The sequence below is a fragment of the Anaerococcus tetradius ATCC 35098 genome (genome assembly GCF_000159095.1).
In the GTDB taxonomy this organism is placed as follows: domain Bacteria; phylum Bacillota; class Clostridia; order Tissierellales; family Peptoniphilaceae; genus Anaerococcus; species Anaerococcus tetradius.
Genome location: NZ_GG666295.1, coordinates 406,459 through 424,118 on the forward strand (window position 1 = coordinate 406,459; position 17,660 = coordinate 424,118).

Annotated in this window: 17 protein-coding genes, 1 tRNA gene, 1 other RNA gene and 1 pseudogene; 3 read left to right on the plus strand and 17 right to left on the minus strand. The window is 32.7% G+C overall.

The window, feature by feature from the left end; genetic code table 11:
• Nucleotides 1-45 precede the first annotated feature (45 nt).
• The gene (locus HMPREF0077_RS02040; RefSeq protein WP_004836236.1) at nucleotides 46-1,227 is read right to left on the minus strand and encodes a hypothetical protein; all 1,182 of its coding nucleotides are present in this window, start codon (nucleotides 1,225-1,227) and stop codon (nucleotides 46-48) included.
• 100 nt (nucleotides 1,228-1,327) lie between these two features.
• Between HMPREF0077_RS02040 and HMPREF0077_RS02045 the strand changes: the two genes are divergently transcribed.
• Nucleotides 1,328-1,403, plus strand: a tRNA-Thr gene (locus HMPREF0077_RS02045).
• Between the two features lie 617 nt (nucleotides 1,404-2,020).
• Here the strand turns inward: HMPREF0077_RS02045 and HMPREF0077_RS02050 are convergent.
• The 6 genes from HMPREF0077_RS02050 to HMPREF0077_RS02075 form a co-directional block, all read right to left on the minus strand.
• The gene (locus tag HMPREF0077_RS02050) at nucleotides 2,021-2,194 is read right to left on the minus strand and encodes a ferredoxin family protein (protein WP_004836237.1); all 174 of its coding nucleotides are present in this window, start codon (nucleotides 2,192-2,194) and stop codon (nucleotides 2,021-2,023) included.
• 147 nt (nucleotides 2,195-2,341) lie between these two features.
• The gene (locus HMPREF0077_RS02055; protein ID WP_004836238.1) at nucleotides 2,342-3,148 is read right to left on the minus strand and encodes a PSP1 domain-containing protein; all 807 of its coding nucleotides are present in this window, start codon (nucleotides 3,146-3,148) and stop codon (nucleotides 2,342-2,344) included.
• On the minus strand, nucleotides 3,149-3,940 hold the full coding sequence (locus HMPREF0077_RS02060; protein ID WP_004836239.1) for a DNA polymerase III subunit delta: 792 nt from the start codon (nucleotides 3,938-3,940) through the stop codon (nucleotides 3,149-3,151).
• Nucleotides 3,937-4,266 carry a cyclic-di-AMP receptor gene (locus tag HMPREF0077_RS02065; RefSeq protein ID WP_004836240.1) on the minus strand — a complete coding sequence of 110 codons (330 nt, stop codon included), beginning with the start codon at nucleotides 4,264-4,266 and terminating at the stop codon, nucleotides 3,937-3,939. The genes HMPREF0077_RS02060 and HMPREF0077_RS02065 overlap by 4 nt, the downstream gene beginning before the upstream one ends.
• On the minus strand, nucleotides 4,263-4,892 hold the full coding sequence (gene tmk / locus HMPREF0077_RS02070) for a dTMP kinase (protein ID WP_004836241.1): 630 nt from the start codon (nucleotides 4,890-4,892) through the stop codon (nucleotides 4,263-4,265). The genes HMPREF0077_RS02065 and tmk overlap by 4 nt, the downstream gene beginning before the upstream one ends.
• Nucleotides 4,893-4,978: 86 nt before the next feature.
• Entirely contained in the window at nucleotides 4,979-5,626 is a 648-nt protein-coding gene (locus tag HMPREF0077_RS02075) for a 50S ribosomal protein L25 (RefSeq protein ID WP_004836242.1), read from the minus strand.
• A gap of 126 nt (nucleotides 5,627-5,752) precedes the next feature.
• On the opposite strand from HMPREF0077_RS02075, the gene tpx reads away from it, so the two are divergent.
• Nucleotides 5,753-6,262: a thiol peroxidase gene (gene tpx, locus HMPREF0077_RS02080; protein ID WP_004836243.1), complete on the plus strand. Its 510-nt coding sequence runs from the start codon at nucleotides 5,753-5,755 to the stop codon at nucleotides 6,260-6,262.
• 34 nt (nucleotides 6,263-6,296) lie between these two features.
• Here the strand turns inward: tpx and HMPREF0077_RS02085 are convergent, their stop codons facing one another.
• The 7 genes and pseudogenes from HMPREF0077_RS02085 to dnaG form a co-directional block, all read right to left on the minus strand.
• The gene (locus tag HMPREF0077_RS02085; RefSeq protein WP_004836244.1) at nucleotides 6,297-7,079 is read right to left on the minus strand and encodes a bifunctional 5,10-methylenetetrahydrofolate dehydrogenase/5,10-methenyltetrahydrofolate cyclohydrolase; all 783 of its coding nucleotides are present in this window, start codon (nucleotides 7,077-7,079) and stop codon (nucleotides 6,297-6,299) included.
• A 59-nt stretch (nucleotides 7,080-7,138) separates the two neighbouring features.
• Nucleotides 7,139-8,665 carry a C40 family peptidase gene (locus HMPREF0077_RS02090; RefSeq protein WP_040349243.1) on the minus strand — a complete coding sequence of 509 codons (1,527 nt, stop codon included), beginning with the start codon at nucleotides 8,663-8,665 and terminating at the stop codon, nucleotides 7,139-7,141.
• A gap of 260 nt (nucleotides 8,666-8,925) precedes the next feature.
• Nucleotides 8,926-9,264, minus strand: an RNA gene (rnpB, locus tag HMPREF0077_RS10355) — RNase P RNA component class A.
• Nucleotides 9,265-9,300: 36 nt separating this feature from the next.
• Nucleotides 9,301-10,070 (minus strand): annotated as a pseudogene (locus tag HMPREF0077_RS02095) (Nif3-like dinuclear metal center hexameric protein).
• Nucleotides 10,052-10,744, minus strand: coding sequence for a tRNA (adenine(22)-N(1))-methyltransferase (locus HMPREF0077_RS02100; protein ID WP_004836248.1), 693 nt, complete (start codon nucleotides 10,742-10,744; stop codon nucleotides 10,052-10,054). Before HMPREF0077_RS02100 ends, HMPREF0077_RS02095 begins: the two are co-directional and overlap by 19 nt.
• Complete coding sequence (rpoD, locus tag HMPREF0077_RS02105; RefSeq protein ID WP_004836249.1) at nucleotides 10,744-12,564, minus strand: RNA polymerase sigma factor RpoD; 1,821 nt, start codon at nucleotides 12,562-12,564, stop codon at nucleotides 10,744-10,746. The genes HMPREF0077_RS02100 and rpoD overlap by 1 nt, the downstream gene beginning before the upstream one ends.
• A 24-nt stretch (nucleotides 12,565-12,588) precedes the next feature.
• On the minus strand, nucleotides 12,589-14,223 hold the full coding sequence (gene dnaG, locus HMPREF0077_RS02110) for a DNA primase (RefSeq protein WP_004836251.1): 1,635 nt from the start codon (nucleotides 14,221-14,223) through the stop codon (nucleotides 12,589-12,591).
• A gap of 233 nt (nucleotides 14,224-14,456) precedes the next feature.
• Here dnaG and HMPREF0077_RS02115 point away from each other — a divergent pair, with 233 nt between their 5' ends.
• Nucleotides 14,457-15,374, plus strand: a complete 918-nt coding sequence (locus tag HMPREF0077_RS02115; protein WP_004836252.1) for an AraC family transcriptional regulator — start codon at nucleotides 14,457-14,459, stop codon at nucleotides 15,372-15,374.
• Nucleotides 15,375-15,453: 79 nt separating this feature from the next.
• Here HMPREF0077_RS02115 and HMPREF0077_RS02120 read toward each other — a convergent pair whose 3' ends face one another.
• From HMPREF0077_RS02120 to HMPREF0077_RS02130, 3 genes are all read right to left on the minus strand, one after another.
• On the minus strand, nucleotides 15,454-16,080 hold the full coding sequence (locus tag HMPREF0077_RS02120) for an HlyC/CorC family transporter associated domain-containing protein (RefSeq protein WP_004836253.1): 627 nt from the start codon (nucleotides 16,078-16,080) through the stop codon (nucleotides 15,454-15,456).
• A complete protein-coding gene (locus HMPREF0077_RS02125) occupies nucleotides 16,080-17,354 on the minus strand; it encodes a putative glycoside hydrolase (RefSeq protein ID WP_004836254.1) in 1,275 nt (424 codons plus the stop codon). Before HMPREF0077_RS02125 ends, HMPREF0077_RS02120 begins: the two co-directional genes overlap by 1 nt.
• Before the next feature lie 82 nt (nucleotides 17,355-17,436).
• A partial coding sequence (locus HMPREF0077_RS02130) for an EF-Tu C-terminal domain-related protein (protein WP_004836255.1) occupies nucleotides 17,437-17,660 on the minus strand: 224 nt, incomplete at its 5' end.

Here is a 17,660-nt window from a genome sequence, read left to right on the forward strand (position 1 = left end):
GAAAAGATAGGCACAAAATCCTATCCTTATCCCCACTATTTAAAATTAATTTCCAGTAATAAAATTAATTTTGTACTTTGGAAAATTCATACTAATAATTTTACCACCAATATTTTGATAATTCTCTTCACTAAAATCAAAAATATTCGATGGATCATAAAGAACAATCTTAGACTCTTTTATATCAGAAGGAGCGACAATAAGCTCAAACTTGTAGGCTTGTCTATCCTTAGAATACCTTATCAAAATATCAATAAATCTCCCATAATCATACTCATTAGTATGCCTAAACTCTAAATCAACCTTATATTCCTTGTCTTCAACGATATTGAACTTAGCATTCCTACTAGTATATGAGGTAACTTCACCCGTTTCTATATTAGTAATCCTAATAGTAGTTTCATTAAGAAAAGACTTATCCTCCCTGCTAACCATATGGATAATATCGGTATTAGAAAGTTCTTTTTCTATCTTTTCAATCTCTCTTTCCTTATCTTGAAGCCTAAAAAGATCATCTCTTAAATCCTCAACCTTATCGGGCTTTTTACTAGCAACTAGCTTAGGCTTTAGACCAGAAAAAATCTTAACATCATCATCAAGACTTTTTCTTACCTTCCTATCAGCATTAACGCCCTTAGCCTTAGAATCCTGGGTCTTCTCATTAAGAAATTGGTCAATATCATCAAACTTCATCTTATCATTCACAAGCCTTATATCCTTTTCATTAAGATGCTTGTAGGTAGAAAATAAAGTCCTAAAAATCATATACAAAAAAGACAAAGAAGTAAGAAGACTCTTTAAAGCCTTTGGCAACAAATTATTACTATCGACAATACTAACTATAATCATAATTAAAAAAGGCAAAGCTCCTGTATAGCTGAAAAATCCATTCTTCCTAGCTTTATACTCACTAGCCTTAACCAAATTAGTAGACGACTTAACAAGAATTTTAATAATCCTAATAACAAAAATAATCCCGCCAAGCAAATAAAAGCCTGCGATAACATTATTTAAAATAGGAAACATACCATACAAGTCGATTGGCAAAGACCTAATCCCATAATCCACTGCAAAAGTTAGTCCAAGCAAAAATAAACCACTCTTCCTAAAAGCCTTTGAAATAGCAAACAAAAGCAACAAAATCACCGCAAAAAATATTGGAATTAGCGTTATTTGATTGTAGGTTAATACATTTCCTATATCATTAAAAACATTTGTAAAATCCATAATAACTCCATACTAATAATTATATCAAATATCCTTAAAGATACAATAAAAAAATTAAAAGTACTTACAATAATCAAAAAATATGATATCATATATATATGCTAGAATAGCTCAAGTGGTAGAGCACCGGTATCGTAAACCGTAGGTTGCAGGTTCAAGTCCTGTTTCTAGCTCCATTTTTATATCAAAAACAAAACCTCCCCTAGAGCAAGCTATTTTTTGAATTTTATCTTTGTATATTAAAATTACTGGATTTTAAATCTTAAATCATTAACTTTTCCAATTATCATCTACCGTTTCTTATCCATAAATAATAATTTATTATAAATGTAAATATCAAAATGTACACTTTTTTCATATGAGATTCGGCAATTTTATTTATTAATGCACCCCTGCGTGTGCGGGTAAAACTTAGTTGAATCAGAGCAAGAGATACCCTATGTAGGATCACCCCCGCGTGTGCGGGTACAACACTTAAATTTACTTGAATTATCAACATTTATTATTTTCTTATTTCAGTTTTTTATTTACTTAGAAAAACTCTTCAGTTATTATTTACTGATAGACCCTTGCTCATGCTACTTAGGCTTCAACTTCCTATCCTAGATATTATTATAACATTTTTCCATTTCTTAGTGAATTTTATAACTTTTCTAAAATAGTTAAAATTAATTTATTATAAAGTATTGCTTATATTTTTCTTTAACTTATCGGATAATCCATTTAGTTAAAATATCCCAAAAGAAAAAAGACCCAGCAGGGTCTTTCCTATGTCTATTATTTATGTATATGATTATTCTTGGTCAATTGCTTCTACTGGGCAAACTGCTGCACATGATCCACAATCGATACAAGCATCAGCGTCAATTTCGTAAGCTGCATCGCCTTGTGCGATTGCTCCTACTGGGCATTCACCTTCACATGATCCGCAAGATATACATGTATTTTCATCTATTCTATAAGCCATATTATTCCTCCTATTTGTTATTTCTTATGTTTATAATATACAACACAAGACTTAAAAAGTCAAGAAATTTTTTATATTTATTCCAATTTTAATTTTAAAATGATAATTTATTCAAATTGATATTAATTATCATTTTTAATCGCATTTTTAATATTCCATTTCCTTTAGTAGGTAGCTTTCTTCTATTTCCTCATCTGTGCCTGTTAGTTTTACTCTTACTCTTGAGCTTTCTTTGACGTAGTCATTTTCAAGGACCATACCATATCCATCAGCAGTTTTTACTTTTTGGCCTTCTTTCGGCATGATTTTCTTGGCACATTTATAGCATTCTTCTTCGTAAGATAGGCAACACATGAGTCTACCACATATGCCCGAGATTTTAGCTGGGTCTAAGGTTATATTTTGGTCCTTTGCCATCTTGATTGATAAGGGTTTGAAGTCATTTAAGAATCTTCCGCAACAGCATCTTTGACCACAAGGTCCAAAGTGTTCAATCATTTTTGCATGATCTCTTACCCCGATTTGTCTTAGTTCAATCCTATTTTTGTATATGGCTGCCAAGTCTTTTACAAGCCCCCTAAAATCAACCCTGTTTTCAGATTTGAAGTAGAAGGTGATTTTGCTTCTATCGAATGTGTATTTGGCATCTATTATCTTCATACTAAGACCGTGTTCACAAGCCTTTTGTTGACACAAGCCAATAGCTTCTTTTGCTTCTTTTTCGTTTTTTTTGTAGTAGTAGATGTCATCTTTTGTTGCTTTCCTAATTATTTCAGATAGTTTTTCTTTTAGTTGATTTTTTTCTAAATCTACATCAGTTAAGGCAACTTCAGCGATTTCTATTCCATTGGATGTTTCTACTACTGCCAAGTCTTTGTATTCAAATTCTATATTTTTGGCGTTAAAATAATAAATTTTTCCCGCCTGTCTAAATCTTATTCCTACGACTTTCAATCAGCGTTTCCCCTCTCTAAAAACATCAAAGACGATTTTCTCAATACTTAAATCATAATTGATGTTTGTTTTGCTTGCATTTTTAATTGTTTCTACAAGGTCTATGGACCTTTCAATCTTATCTAGACTAATTAGTGGAAATTTCTTCATCATATAGCTAGTAGCTAAATCTAGTTCATTTTTACTAAATTTATATTTAATAAGATTTTGGTAGAGTTTTTCGATTGCTAGATAAATAGTCTGTCTATCTTCCTTATATTTGTCAAAAAATTCCTTATTTTTATAAAAGCTTTCGATTTTACCCTTGTACAAGTCAGACCATATTTCATACAAATAGTCCATATCTATATCTAAGGCTGGCTCATCTGCTTGGATTGTAAGTGTTTGGCACCTAGATCTTATGGTTGGAAGAATCGTGTCTTTGTTTACACAAGTAAAAATCAACTTGACATAAGATTTTAATTCCTCTAGGCTTTTAAGCATAGCATTGGCACCTTCTTGCCTTAGGTCTTGAGCTTGGTGAATTATATATATTTTGATTTTTGAATTTTCTGGCCTTAGGTAGATATTTTTAAGCATTTCTCTAATGCTTTCAATATCTATAACAGAGCCTTCCTTATCTATAAGATACAAGTCTGGGTTAGTTTCATTTTCTTGAACTATCCCATAAGATTCAAAAACTTTTCTAGCAAATTCTAGGGCGAAAGTCTTGTTATAGTCAGGATTCTTACCTTCAAATATATAGGCACTAGCAAGATTCTTATTTTTTATTTGCTCATCTAAGATGCTCATATTTGAATATATTTTTCAACATCTATTATAAAAATTGTAGCTCCACCAACTGTTATATCTATTGGAACAGTATTGGTTAGAAGGGAGCTTTCAGCTGTTGGGTTAATAATTGTAGTCGTTGTATTTCTCTTCTTGCAATTCTTTTCAATTACTCCTAAAACTTCGTCAAGATCCTCTTCCTCAACACCTATAAGTAGGGTAGTGTTTCCTTTTTTTAGGAAACCACCAGTTGTTGAAAGCTTGGTTATCCTATAGCCCTTATCTGTTAAGGCATCAACTAAAAAGTTAACATCTGCATCTTGCACTATGGCTATTAGTAATTTCATTGTTTTTCCTCCAATGATTCATAAATTAATTTCATAACTTGATCCGTTACTTCAGTAACAGACTTGCTTGCATCAATTTTCTTAATCTCTTTCTTATATCTTTCTGCAATATCTAGATAAGCGTTAAATATTTTCTTGTGAAAATCAAAATCTTCACTTTCAAGCCTATCAGCCGAGAAATTTTCTCTCTTTCTTATTAATGCTGTTTTATAGTCTATATCAAAAAATATTGTTAAATCGGCCCTTAGACCAGCAGTTGCGAAATCATTTATCTCTTTTACCTTATCTATACCTAGCCCTCTTCCAACACCTTGGTATAAAAGTGAACTTAGGACAAATCTATCGCATAAGACTAACATTCCTGATTCTAGAGCTGGCTTAATTTTTTCTTCGACAAGCTGGGCCCTGCTTGCAGCAAAAAGCAAACATTCACAACTGGCAGTCATTGCAATATTATCCTTGTCTATAATAATATCTCTTATCTTTTCCGAAATATAAGTGCCACCTGGTTCTCTATAATCAAGGAATTCTATCTTATCTTTTTCTAATCTCTTCTTTACTTCACTGAGTACAGTTGTTTTTCCAGATCCATCCGGACCTTCAAATACTATTAATTTTCCATCCATGGTACTATTATACCATAAGTAAGAAATATTGACTTAGAAAATCCCGAGCATTTTGGGCACAAAAAAAGACCTTATGGCCTTTTTTATTATTCTTCTTCAGAATTTTTTGCTTCTGTTTCGCCAACAGTTGGAACGTCAGCTGCTCCAGCTTCTTCGCCCTCTGCGGCTGCTTTTTCTTCTGCTGGTTCTTGTAGTGAACAGATAACAGCGTCTTCTTCTTCAAGAATTGTAATGTCTGCGTTTTTGAAAATATCAAGATCAGCTATAGTTCTTACGTCACCGATTTGTAGGTCTTTTACTTCAACTTCTGCTGTTTGAGGAATGAATTTTGGTAAGCACTCTACTTCAACTACGTCGATGTTTTGAACTAATACTGATGGTTCAACTACTATATCGTCTCTTCCTACAAGTACAACTGGAACTTGAACTCTAATTGCTTCGTTTTGGTTGATCGCTTGGAAGTCAACGTGTAAAAATTGATTTTTGAATGGGTGATTTTGGTACGCTTTAATAAGAACGTCCTTGTTTTCTCCATCAATGTCTAATGTGATAATTGTAGATGTTCCAGCTTGTCTAAGTACCTTTTCAAAATCTCTAGCTGTTACTTGAACATTTATATTTTCTTCATCTTTGGCATAAATAACTCCTGGTACTAGTTCGTTAGCTCTAAGCTTATTAACTTTGTTTTTACCAGTAGCTTCTCTTTTTTGCGCTTGTAAAACTATGTCTGCCATTTTGCCTCCTTATATTTTCATACTGATAAATTATACCTCAAGATTCTACTATTTACAATATATTAAGTTTTAAATAGATTAAAAAGGGTATATTAATAGTAAGCTTATTTATAGAAAGGATTATATATGTCACGAAAAGTAAAATTTGGAACAGTAGATGTAAGCGTTGATGGCAATAAGCTAAGAGTGGGAGATACTGCTCCAGAATTTAAAGCTATTGATAACGAGTTAAATGATTTCGATTCCTCAATATATAAGGGAAAAATTAGATTGATTTCAGTTATCCCATCAATAGACACATCAGTATGTGAAATCCAAACAACCATGTTTACAAAAGCCGCTGAAGACTTCTCAGATAATGTTTCATTAATAACAGTATCAAATGATTTACCTTTTGCTCAAGTAAGATTTACTAAAGAAAAAGAAATAAATAAGAATAAGTTCGTATCTGATTATATTTATCATGATTTCGCCAAAAAATATTCTACTCTGATCAATGAATTACAATTATTGAATAGATCTGTTTTTGTTATAGATAAAGACAACAAAATAGTTTATGCCGAATATCTTGACCAAAATACAGATTTACCAGATTATGAAAAGGCAATTGAACTTGTAAAAAGTTTGGATAATTAATAAGAGCTGTCGCTAGATTTTTGCGACAGCTCTTTTATATTAGGCCCTCTAGGAGCTTTAGGGTTGTTATAGCACCTATTCCCTTTTTATTAGTAAGTATCTCGACGTCCATATCAGCTATAGATTCATAAGCTACATCCCCATATACTTTTCCATCTATATAGCTTGTTCCTACATCTACAATTAACATCTGATCTCTAAAATATGACTTATCATAAAAGTTTGCCTTACCTATTGCTGAGATAAAGATATCAGAATTTTTAATCATTTCTTTGGAATTTTTAGTTTTGCTATTTATAAGACTTACTGTGGCAGATTTGCTAGATAAATACATGGCTAGTGGCTTTCCTATAACCATAGTAGTGTTGGCTATAACAATATTTTTCCCTCTAAAACTAGTATATCTTTCTTCCAGAAAACTCGCAATGGCTCTGGCTGTAGCTGGTAGGGATGAGATATCTCCTTGCATTGTCATTCCAAGGCTCTTGTAAGTAAAAGCATCCAGGTCTGTAAGTTCAACTTTCTTTTTTAGTTCACTCAAGTCCTTGCCCCCAGCAAAAGGGGCTAGAAATATGTAGGCATCCTCCCTATCATATTGTTTAAGGTATGCTAATATTTCTGAGCTATCTTCATTTTCAAACTCTTTGTCTACATAAACAATCCCAAAGTCCCTACATCTTTTTATTATAATATTCTTATAGAAATTTACTTCAGCTGTGGGATTTTGGGAAAGTAATAAAATCTTCCTCTTTATTTTTGCTTCACTTAATTTTTTTACAAGCTTGTCCTTAATCCTATCAGTTGTTAGTTGCTTCATTTTTCCTCCATTAAAAAAGCCCCAAATAACTAATAGCTAATTGGGGATAAATTTTTGTCTTAATATATTCTTCTTGCACCTACAAAAGCATTTTGGAAGCTTCCGTTGTACACATTGTCATATTTAACTCCTGTTGCAGGTGTTGAAGCATGAACAAAGGTACCATCGGAATTAACAACTATACCAACGTGGTCGATTCCACCTCCACCAAAGGAGAAGAATACCAAATCTCCTGCTTGTAGATTTGACGAATTTACCGCATAACCACATGAATATTGGGCTGCTGATTGGTGAGGAATTGATATACCCATTTGTCTATATACATAAGAAGTAAGTCCCGAGCAGTCAAATCCAACATTTGGATTAGCTTCACCCCAAACATATGGACTACCAACAAATTGAGTAGCAAGACCTGCTGCATTTAGTCCAGATCCATTCTTAGCAGGAGCTTGTTGATATGATGCTTCTTCTACATCTTCAACTTCCTTAACTGCTTCTTCTTGTTGTTGAGGAGCTTTTTCTTCTTTTTTAGGAGCTTCTTTTACTTCTTCTTTAGCTACTTCTGTATCTGACATATATCCAGTTGATACATATCCTTTTTGACCATTATAATTAATTTCTAACCAGCCATTAGATACTTGACCTTCTAACCTGTCACCTTTTCTTACAGAACCGATTATAGATCCATTATTAGCTTTATTTCTAACATTAAGAACAGTTGTGTTTACCCAACCTGTATAATAATAAGTTTGTTCTTCTTTGGCTTGTTCAGCTGCCTTAGCTTCTTGAGCTTTCTTAGCTTCTTCGGCTGCCTTAGCTTCTTGAGCTTTTTTAGCTTCTTCGGCTACCTTAGCTTCTTGAGCTTTTTTAGCTTCCTCAGCTGCCTTAGCTTCTTGGGCTTTCTTAGCTTCCTCTGCCGCATTTTGTTCTTTAGCATTATTTGCTTCATCTGCCACTTGAGCTTCTTGACTAGCCTTAGCTTCTTCTTTAGTATTTAATTCATTAACTAAATCTTCTGGATAATAATCAGATAGATATCCTTCGCTTATGTATCCTTCTTCTGTGCTTAAAAAGCCATCTTCTAGCTTTCCAACAACCTTATCACCAGCTTTTAGAGATGATACTATGTTGTTATCAGTAATTTCCTTGCTACTTCTAATGTTAAGTAGCGGTGTGTTTACATATTTAACGACTGGAAGGTCATTAACTTCTTCTTTAGCTTCAGATTCTACTGCTTTTTCATCTGCAACATCTTTTTTATTTTCATCTGCAATTTTTGCTGCCTTTACTTCAATAACAGTATCTCTTGCAGCTTCTTCTACTAATTTATCTAAGTCAGCCTTTTTGTCTTCTTTACTTTCAACAGGCTTAGCTTCTTGAGCTATTTTTGTATTTTTAACTTCATTAGTATATTCAGACTTCACTAAATCATAGTTTGTATAAGTATCTGTATAGTTTGCTTCTGAAATTAGTGAATTGGTATGTTGATCTTGGTCCAAATTGTCAATTGTAGTCGCATATGCACTAGCACCTGCTGTTACTGCAGCTATAACTGATAGCATAGCTCCTATATTTTTCTTTTTCATCAAGTCCTCCATATAATATTTTAATGAAAATTATCTTTAAATCTTTAATCTTTATTAATTCTTGTACTAAATCATCTTCTATTTTATATCTTTTTAACAAAAGTGTCAAGAATTAGTTACAAAAAAATTACACCCTCCATAATATCCCTTAGTTTTTCGTGCAATTTTCACTAAAATAGCTAATAAACTAACAGATTTTTATGAAAAGTGTAAGCAATTTTAACATTTCTTATATGATTAGTTACAAAAATGTTAATTATGTAGGGAGCAAATCTATAAGCCGTGTTCTGTCTTGGATAATCATCTGTCTAGGCTTACTGTCGCCAATAAGCTCAAGCGAACAACCATACTGGACTGTGCCGAGCAGGCATCCTACTGTCCCTTTCGTTCTTGCACCGGATGGGGTTTACATAGCCTATCTATCACTAGATAGCTGGTGAGCTCTTACCTCGCCATTCCAACCTTACCAGATATCTGGCGGTATACTTTCTGTTGCACTTGCCTGAAGATCACTCCTACTTGACGTTATCAAGCATCCTTGCTCTGTGGTGCACGGACTTTCCTCGTGAAATTAATCCCGCGATTACCCGATTTACTCCATATTGATTTTACCTTTTTTCACTTGATATTACAAACTAATAAAATTTCCTAAAAGAATCACCCTTAGAATAAGTGTAGACTCTAGTTTCTGTAAACTTTTCTATTTCTCGCTTTAATTTTTCGACTACATGGTTTTCACTCGCATAATGACCCGGATCAACAATTATAATTCCTTCATTGGCTAGGTCCATCCCATCATGATAGCTAACATCTCCTGTAATCATCATATCACAGGACTTATCTAGGGCATCCTTAATCAAATCACTACCCGCTCCCCCACATACTGCAATCTTTTCTATTTTTTTATCTGTATCGCCATAAACAATCAAGCCATCAGCCTTTAGTATATCTTTTATTTTTTTATAAAAGAAACTGTTTCTTGTTTTTCTATATAACCAATTCTACCAAGACCCTCTTCTTTTCCTTTTTCAAGGACTGAGGTATTTTTTATAGATAGAATATCACATAAATTGTCGTTAAGGCCATCTTTAGCTATATCTAGATTTGTATGGAAGGCATAGATTGTCAAATCATTTTTTATTGCTAGCATAAGCCTCCTGTAGAAGTTTTTACTAAGATCTATCGACTTTGCTCCATTAAAAAGATAAGGATGGTGGGTGATTATTAAGTTGCAATCATTTTCTATAGCCTTGTTAATAGTTTCTTCCTCGAGGTCTAAAGATACCATCACATTTTTTAGTTCATCTTTAGGATTACCTATTTGGAGACCTGAATTATCCCAGGCTTCTTGAAGAGAAAATGGGTATTTTTCTTCAAGTTTTGCGATTAATTCTCCAATTTCCATATATTTCTTATCTCCTCTATTGCTTTTAATTTTTCATCAATCCTACTTAAACTCTTTAAATCATTAGATTTATTGAGGATATCCTTCCTAAACTCCTGATTTTTCTTATAATCTATGGCAAGTTTTTCTACTAAGAGGGCTGCTTTTGTATCAATATCGTCTTTGCCATAATATGTTTCTGCTAAAGTTAATTTCTTAGCATTGCCAAAGCGCACTTTCAAAATATCATAGTATTTGTTATTCTCATAGCTTAAAAAATCCTTAATAATTTCAAAGTTATTATCAACTAAATAAGTCCTTAATTTTTCAGTATTGACATTGCTCGCAAGGACTAAATAATCTAGGTTTTTCGCAAAATCTAGGGACTTTTCTATTATGTCTATTATGGTATTGGCCCCCATACCTGCAATAATCGCAACTTGCTTATCTTGCTTTTCAATTCCAACAAAGCCATCAGTAACCTTGGTTGTTATTATTCTCCTTAAATTATCATCTAACCTCATCCTAAGCTTATCTAGGGATTTTTCCGATATGTCTGTGGCTAGGATATTTTCACTTATCCCATTTTTTGCTAAATATAAAGGAACTAATCCATGATCAGTTCCTATATCTATAACTTTTTTATTTTTATCAATTAGACTAATTATATCTAATAATCTTTTCTTATCTTCCATTATAAAAAATCTTTCAATAATTCGCTTTTGTTTGGAGATTTAAGTTTTCTTAGGGCCTTAGCCTCAATTTGTCTTATTCTCTCCCTCGTTACGTCAAATTCCTTACCAACTTCTTCTAGGGTTCTTGGAGTTCCGTCTATCAAACCAAATCTTAGTTGTAGGACTCTTTTCTCCCTAGCACCCAAGCAAGATAAAACATCGTTTAATTGCTCACGCAACATTGTGTAGTTGGCAGCTTCGCCAGGATCAACTGCTGTATCATCTTCTATGAAATCTCCCAAGTGACTATCATCTTCTTCACCGATTGGGGTTTCTAAAGAAACTGGTTCTTGTGAGATTTTTCTAATCTCTTGAACCTTATCAACTTCTATTCCCATTTGCTCTGCAATTTCTTCGTTAGATGGATCACGACCTAAATCTTGAACTAATTGCCTTTGAATCCTTACAAGTTTGTTAATAGTTTCAACCATATGAACAGGTATCCTTATTGTTCTAGCTTGATCGGCTATGGCACGGGTTATGGCCTGTCTTATCCACCAAGTTGCGTAGGTTGAGAATTTAAAGCCCCTGTTATAATCGTACTTATCAACAGCCTTCATTAGACCCATATTTCCTTCTTGGATTAAATCAAGGAAACTCATTCCTCTGCCAACGTATTTTTTAGCTATAGAAACAACAAGCCTTAGGTTGGTTTCTGCTAACTTTTGTTTAGCTCTCTTAGAATTTATTACAGCTCTTTTTAGCTCCATAAAGTCATCATCGTTTAAGATATCTTCATTAATAATCTTGAAAGCTAAATCTCTTAGCTCAATAGATTCATCAATTTCTGAAAGCTCTTTCTTGCTAAGACCTACCCCATCATAGATTTTTTCGGCCCTAGAGCTTGTATTTATAAAATCATCAAGAATCATCCTATCATTTGTTTTAATCTGTTCCTTATTCGCAGCTTTTGATAAAATATCGTTAAATGATATATAGACCAAATTAACTATCTCGTCAGATTTTGTAATGTTAAGCATATGATCGAAGGAATCAAACAAATCGCATAAGGAATTTGCTTGACTTTCATCAAGATCATCCTCATTAACCGCATTTTCTGCAATATTGCAAATCATAACCTTGGTCTTTAGCTCTTCTAGGGTCTCCTTATCCAAGTCATTATCCATGATTTGTTTAAAGAGCTTACCCATACTTATAAGACCAGAAATTTCTCTCTTGCTCTTTTCGTCTACGCTTCCCTTATCTCTTAGACTTTGGTTAGCTAACATTAATATCTTAGCAAGGTCACCAAAAAATATGTCGTTAGCAAGCTTAGTTTTGTTTTGCTTGTTAAACTTGACATTTTCTAATTTCTTTTTGGCTATCTCGCCCATTTCCATCCTTCTAGCTAGAATTATTTCCTCTGTTGCTGTTAATAGGCTAACTTTTCCTATTTCTTTAAGATACATCTTTACAGGGTCATCAACCTTAACTCCAGCCATTATATCAACTGATTTACTGATATCTTCTTCTAATTCCTTTTCGTTGATATCATCATCCAAATCTTCTTTATCATCAGCTATCTCATCGTCTAAATCTTCAGTGTTTTCCTCTTCTTCTTCAAGAACAGTTTCAGAGTTTTCTACGATTTCAATACCTAGATTTATTATCTGATTTATAACAAACTTCTTGCTCTCATCTTCCATTTCTTTGAAGTTTTCGAATGTATATATCTGCGAATAGGTAATTAATCCATCTTGAGACTCGCTGATAGACTGAAATTCTTCTATAATTTCTTTTAGAACATCATCATCGAGCAATTTATTGTCATCGCTTGTCATTAATACTCCCCTTACTTCTAAAGACTATCTCTTCTTTAATCTTTCGAGTTCTTTCTTCCTATTATATAGAATAATCTTCCTCTTCAATTCTTCTGCTAGTATAGGATTGGTATTATCTCTTATGTAATCTAGAATATATCTATAATCCATATCTTCCAGATCAAATTTACTAACATCCTTTTCTTTCAAAAAAGTTTTGACATTGTTTATCTTTTCATTTTCAATGGACTTATCAAAAAATTCCCTATATTTTTCATAATCAGACCTCTGATTAAAAAACAATCTCAATACTTCCAAATCATTTATTCTAAAGCCAGTATCGACTTTTTCTACAATTATAGGCTTATTTTTATAAAACTTAGCCTTATCTTCCATTTTTTGGTCAGTATTTTTATTATACCTTGAAATAGCTTGTTTTAAAGTAATTTTATCTATGTCAAATAACTTTGAAACATTATTGATAAAAATTTCTTGGGTTAACTCTTGCTTAATAGAAGCCAAAAACTCAACAAACAAATTAAGCTTATCCAACCTTTCAGAAGGATTCGCCTTGCTATATTCATCCAAAATCTTGTTATACTTGTAATTGTAAGAATCACTTGCATTTTTTATCTTATCTTCAAAAGCATCTTTGCCATTTGCCCTAATAAAATCATCTGGATCATTGCCAGGATCAAGGTCAATAATACTTGGATTTACATCTATTTGATGAAAAATCTCTATAGCCTTTTCTGTAGCCTTGATGCCTGCAGCATCCTGATCATAGCAAATATAAATATCATCAGAATATCTCTTCATAAGCTTAGCTTGATCTAAAGTCAAAGCCGTCCCTAAGGAGGCAACTGCTATATCAAGTCCATGATTGTTTAAGGCTATGACGTCCATGTATCCTTCTACAAGGATAAGCTCTTTTCTTTTTTGCCTCTTGTAGACATTAAGAGCATAAAGATTATACCTTTTTTTGAAGACACTTGATTCAGGTGAATTAAGATATTTTGGCATCTGACCAGAAACCGCCCTACCACCAAAGCCTATAACCTTGCCAAAATGATTTATTATCGGGAAAATAATCCTATCCCTATACTTATCATAATAGTTTCCCTTGCTAGACTTCTTGATTAGACCCAAACTTTCAATATCTTCTTCATTGTAATTCTTAGTTTTTATATAAGCATACAAGTCATCCCAAGAATCCTTAGCATAGCCAAGCATAAAAGTATTTACAACCTTGCTAGATAAGCCCCTTTGTTTAAGGTATTGTTGGGCCTTCCTATCAACTAGAAGATTCTTATAAAAAAACATCATGATATCCTTATTAATATCATAGAGTTCTTTATTTTTATTATTAACTTGGGGATCTTCTGTATAGTCAATGCTTATACCAGCCTTATGGGCTAAAAACTCCAAGCTTTCAGGATAAGACAGACCTTCTTTTTGCATTATAAAAGAAACAACATCTCCTCCTGCTCCACATCCGAAACAGTGAAATAGTTGTTTCTTATCATCTACTGTAAAAGATGGTGTTTTTTCGTTATGGAAAGGACACAGGCCCTTAAAGGATGAGCCCGATCTTTTTAAATCTACATACTCCCCTATAACATCTACTATATTTGAGCTTTGTAATATTTGATTTATCTTATCATCAGAAATTAAACTCATACAATCACCTAAGTAAATTATACTTAACTTGCCGATATTTTCAATAATTCTAAAAGTTCTCTTGTCTTCTAATTTTACACATTGCAGAAAGCTTAACCATATTTTAATATTCTTATATTTATTTAAAGTATCAAAAATATTTGAAACTAATATAGTAAATGTGATAATATATATAATATTGATATGATAAATTTTCTAGTTTAAGTTTTATTCACTATTAAGTCAGAGGTTTTATGGAAAATATAAATGAAAACATCCTTGAATCTAGCATATTCAAAGATGATTTAGAAATAAAAATTTTAGATGCTAATGAGAGTTTTTTAACAAATACAAACAGTTCCAGGATTCAATTCCATCCTTTTATCTATTTTTATTTTATAGCTGAAGGAAGTGGAACTTTTTTTATCGAAAGTGAATCTATTAAAATCAAAAAAAATGATTTGGTAATAATAAATTCTAATATCGGTCATAATATTTATGTCGATGAGAACAAATATACAGTCAGAAGCTTAGGTTTTGGTCTTGAAAGTATAGGTCTTACCTCAATAAAAAATAAAGAAGAAGAAAATGATGCTTTCATTGAATCTGAAGCTGAAATACCAGAAGTTTTAGAAGCTGAAGAAAAAGAAAATGAAATCGACAACTTTTTTCATATTTCTTGCGAGACCAAGAGCAAGAGAGTCTATGAACTTTTCAGCAAAATCATCAAAGAATTTCACTCAGAAAAACTCTATTCAAAAACTTTAGCTGATGCTTTAGCTTCTTGCTTTCTAATAAACTTCTTGAGAGATTTTCAAGAAGAAATCGAAGTTGTTCATGATATAGATATAAATAGGCAAATAGATTATATCAAAAGCTATATTGATAATAATTATGAAGAAGATTTGAAACTTGAAGATTTATCTAATATGGCTTATATGAATAAGTTTCATCTAATAGCAGAATTTAAGCAGGCCTATAGGGTAACTCCTATTGAATATCTAATCCTAAAAAGAATTGAAATATCAAAGGGTTTATTAATATCAACCAATCATTCCATGGAAACTATAGCTGATATAGTAGGATTCAATTCACAATCCTACTTTAATCAAGTTTTCAGAAAAAAAGTAGGTATAACACCATCACAATTCCGAAAAAAGCACAGACTATAAAGGGGCTAATGTAGAATAAACTTAATCCCATCATTATTTATAACTATGATGGGATAGCTATTCTACATTAACCCCTATTTTAATTTTCCTCTATTCTCACCCTAGTTATAACATCATTTTCAATCGAAAGAATCCTATAGATGTACTGTCCATAAGCTATGGTCGTATTTTCGTGGATATCTTTGATTTTTTCTTTATCTGCTAGCTCATAAACTAGGCCAGCCAAAGTATGGGTCATAGTTGGTAAGTTTAGATTATATTCCTTATTTAGTTTAGAAATTGATACAGATGCATCAAAGGTATTATCCAATTTCGCCAAAAGTTTCTTATCGGATAAGATAAATTTCATTACAGCAAAAATTATCGCAACAGAAACTGTACCTATAAGGATATCTGTAAGACCTTGTGAGTAGACCAACATTTTTCTTGCAATGACAAACAAAATAAGTGTTAGTATTGACTCATGGCTTCTCGTGATTACCATGGCTATAAGCTCTATTCCAACAATCAGTAAGAGAGCGTGTTTTAGGAAATCATTCATCAGCATATAAGAGTTTTGTAAATTACCAACTCTAAAAATTTCCACTATGTAATGAACTAATTTAGGTATTCCTGAACAAACTCCTAAGATTACAATAATGCATATCAAAACTTCTATGATAGTTGCAGTCTTTTCTATAATTTCATTTGCTTTTTTATGTTTCATTAGTATTTTACACCTTCAGTATAATCGCTATTTTCATTCCAAATCAAGAATTCCTTTCCTCCAGAATCATAAATAGCCTTAATTTGAGCCTCAATGGCATCTTTATCATATTCCATCCAATAACCATCACCTAACCATGAAGCAGTAAAATCTTGAATCCATGGTCGAGATTGGGGCTTATGGTCTATTTTAGATAGACACTCTTGTTCAGCTTTAAGATAGCTTTTTACAATTTCATATGGTTCAAGGTCTGGTTTTTCTATGCCGAATGATCCCAAGTCCCATTTAGCTGGATAGACCTTAGAAGAAATAACATCTGTTTGATTACTTATCTCATAGAAATCTTGGCCAATACCATCAGCCCTTTCGACTTGGAGGGCATTTCCATAAAGGTCTACAGAAATAGGAACACTAAAATCTTGAAGTTCTTCCCTAGCCCTTTGAACAAAGCCTGTAATAGCAGCTACCCTTTTATCTCCCTCTTTCATTTTCATATTTTCAAATTCCCCTCGGGAATAATCGAGAGTATCGCCATAACTTTCAAATCCATCAGCAAATCTAACATAGTCAAATTGAATCTCGTCAAAACCCGCCTTGGCAGCAAGCTTTGCTATTTTTATATCATAATCTTGAACTTCCTTCAAGAATGGATTTAAAAAAGCTTGCCCATTAGCATCAGTCAATAAAGACCCATCCTCGTTGCTAAAACCCCAAGAAGGATGCTTTTCTGTAATAATAGAATCCTTAAAACTTGTAATCCTTCCTATTACATATATTCCCTTATCGTGCATATCCTTAATAAAGTCTTCTGGATTGATAATATCGCTAGATGCGTATTTGATATCAGGATCATCACTAGCAAAGGACATGGTGATATTTCCAAAATCATCCTTCACATCCACAACTAGAGAATTAAGCCTTGTATTTTCAATCAAATCGACAATCTTATATAAACTTTCAGAATCGCTAGCAGAACTAGAATTAAGATACAGACCCTTGACCCCATCTTTTGGATAATACTTGCTCTTCTTATCCTTCAAAGAAAGAAGCCTCGATGTATCATAGTCCATATTAAAATCATCTGGAGTTACCCCTACTTCATAAGCAACTCCAATTTTCTTATTAGCTTTATCAGCCTTGGAGCCATCTACCATTTCTTCATCAGAAGTTTCATTTTTTGTTATCCCTTTTCGGGAAACCTTTTCATTTGGACAAGAGCTGAAAAGGAAAATAATAACTAAAAATAAAGATATAAGTGATTTTTTATTTCTCATATAAGCTCCTTAAAGAATAAGAGCGAACCTCTGGTTCGCTCTATAAACTTTTTAAATTCTAAATATTCGTGTTAGGGTGGGACTATTTTATTACCTTTGTTACTACTCCAGATGCTACTGTTCTACCACCTTCACGAACAGCGAATCTTAGTCCTTCTTCTAGAGCGATTGGTTTTTGTAGGGTAATCTTGAAGGTTGCGTTGTCTCCTGGCATTACCATTTCTACGCCATCTTCTAGTTGGATGTCTCCTGTTACGTCTGTTGTTCTAAAGAAGAATTGTGGTCTATATCCACTGAAGAATGGGG

Bases quoted from the DNA above. Each gene is read 5' to 3' on its own strand.
- HMPREF0077_RS02115 (WP_004836252.1), top strand. From the start codon at position 14,457: ATGGAAAATATAAATGAAAACATCCTTGAATCTAGCATATTCAAAGAT.
- HMPREF0077_RS02100 (WP_004836248.1), bottom strand. From the start codon at position 10,744: ATGGAAGATAAGAAAAGATTATTAGATATAATTAGTCTAATTGATAAA.
- HMPREF0077_RS02060 (WP_004836239.1), bottom strand. From the start codon at position 3,940: ATGAGCATCTTAGATGAGCAAATAAAAAATAAGAATCTTGCTAGTGCC.
- tmk (WP_004836241.1), bottom strand. From the start codon at position 4,892: ATGGATGGAAAATTAATAGTATTTGAAGGTCCGGATGGATCTGGAAAA.
- HMPREF0077_RS02075 (WP_004836242.1), bottom strand. From the start codon at position 5,626: ATGGCAGACATAGTTTTACAAGCGCAAAAAAGAGAAGCTACTGGTAAA.
- HMPREF0077_RS02050 (WP_004836237.1), bottom strand. From the start codon at position 2,194: ATGGCTTATAGAATAGATGAAAATACATGTATATCTTGCGGATCATGT.
- rpoD (WP_004836249.1), bottom strand. From the start codon at position 12,564: ATGACAAGCGATGACAATAAATTGCTCGATGATGATGTTCTAAAAGAA.
- HMPREF0077_RS02040 (WP_004836236.1), bottom strand. From the start codon at position 1,227: ATGGATTTTACAAATGTTTTTAATGATATAGGAAATGTATTAACCTAC.
- tpx (WP_004836243.1), top strand. From the start codon at position 5,753: ATGTCACGAAAAGTAAAATTTGGAACAGTAGATGTAAGCGTTGATGGC.
- HMPREF0077_RS02085 (WP_004836244.1), bottom strand. From the start codon at position 7,079: ATGAAGCAACTAACAACTGATAGGATTAAGGACAAGCTTGTAAAAAAA.
- HMPREF0077_RS02065 (WP_004836240.1), bottom strand. From the start codon at position 4,266: ATGAAATTACTAATAGCCATAGTGCAAGATGCAGATGTTAACTTTTTA.
- HMPREF0077_RS02125 (WP_004836254.1), bottom strand. From the start codon at position 17,354: ATGAGAAATAAAAAATCACTTATATCTTTATTTTTAGTTATTATTTTC.
- HMPREF0077_RS02090 (WP_040349243.1), bottom strand. From the start codon at position 8,665: ATGAAAAAGAAAAATATAGGAGCTATGCTATCAGTTATAGCTGCAGTA.
- HMPREF0077_RS02120 (WP_004836253.1), bottom strand. From the start codon at position 16,080: ATGAAACATAAAAAAGCAAATGAAATTATAGAAAAGACTGCAACTATC.
- dnaG (WP_004836251.1), bottom strand. From the start codon at position 14,223: ATGAGTTTAATTTCTGATGATAAGATAAATCAAATATTACAAAGCTCA.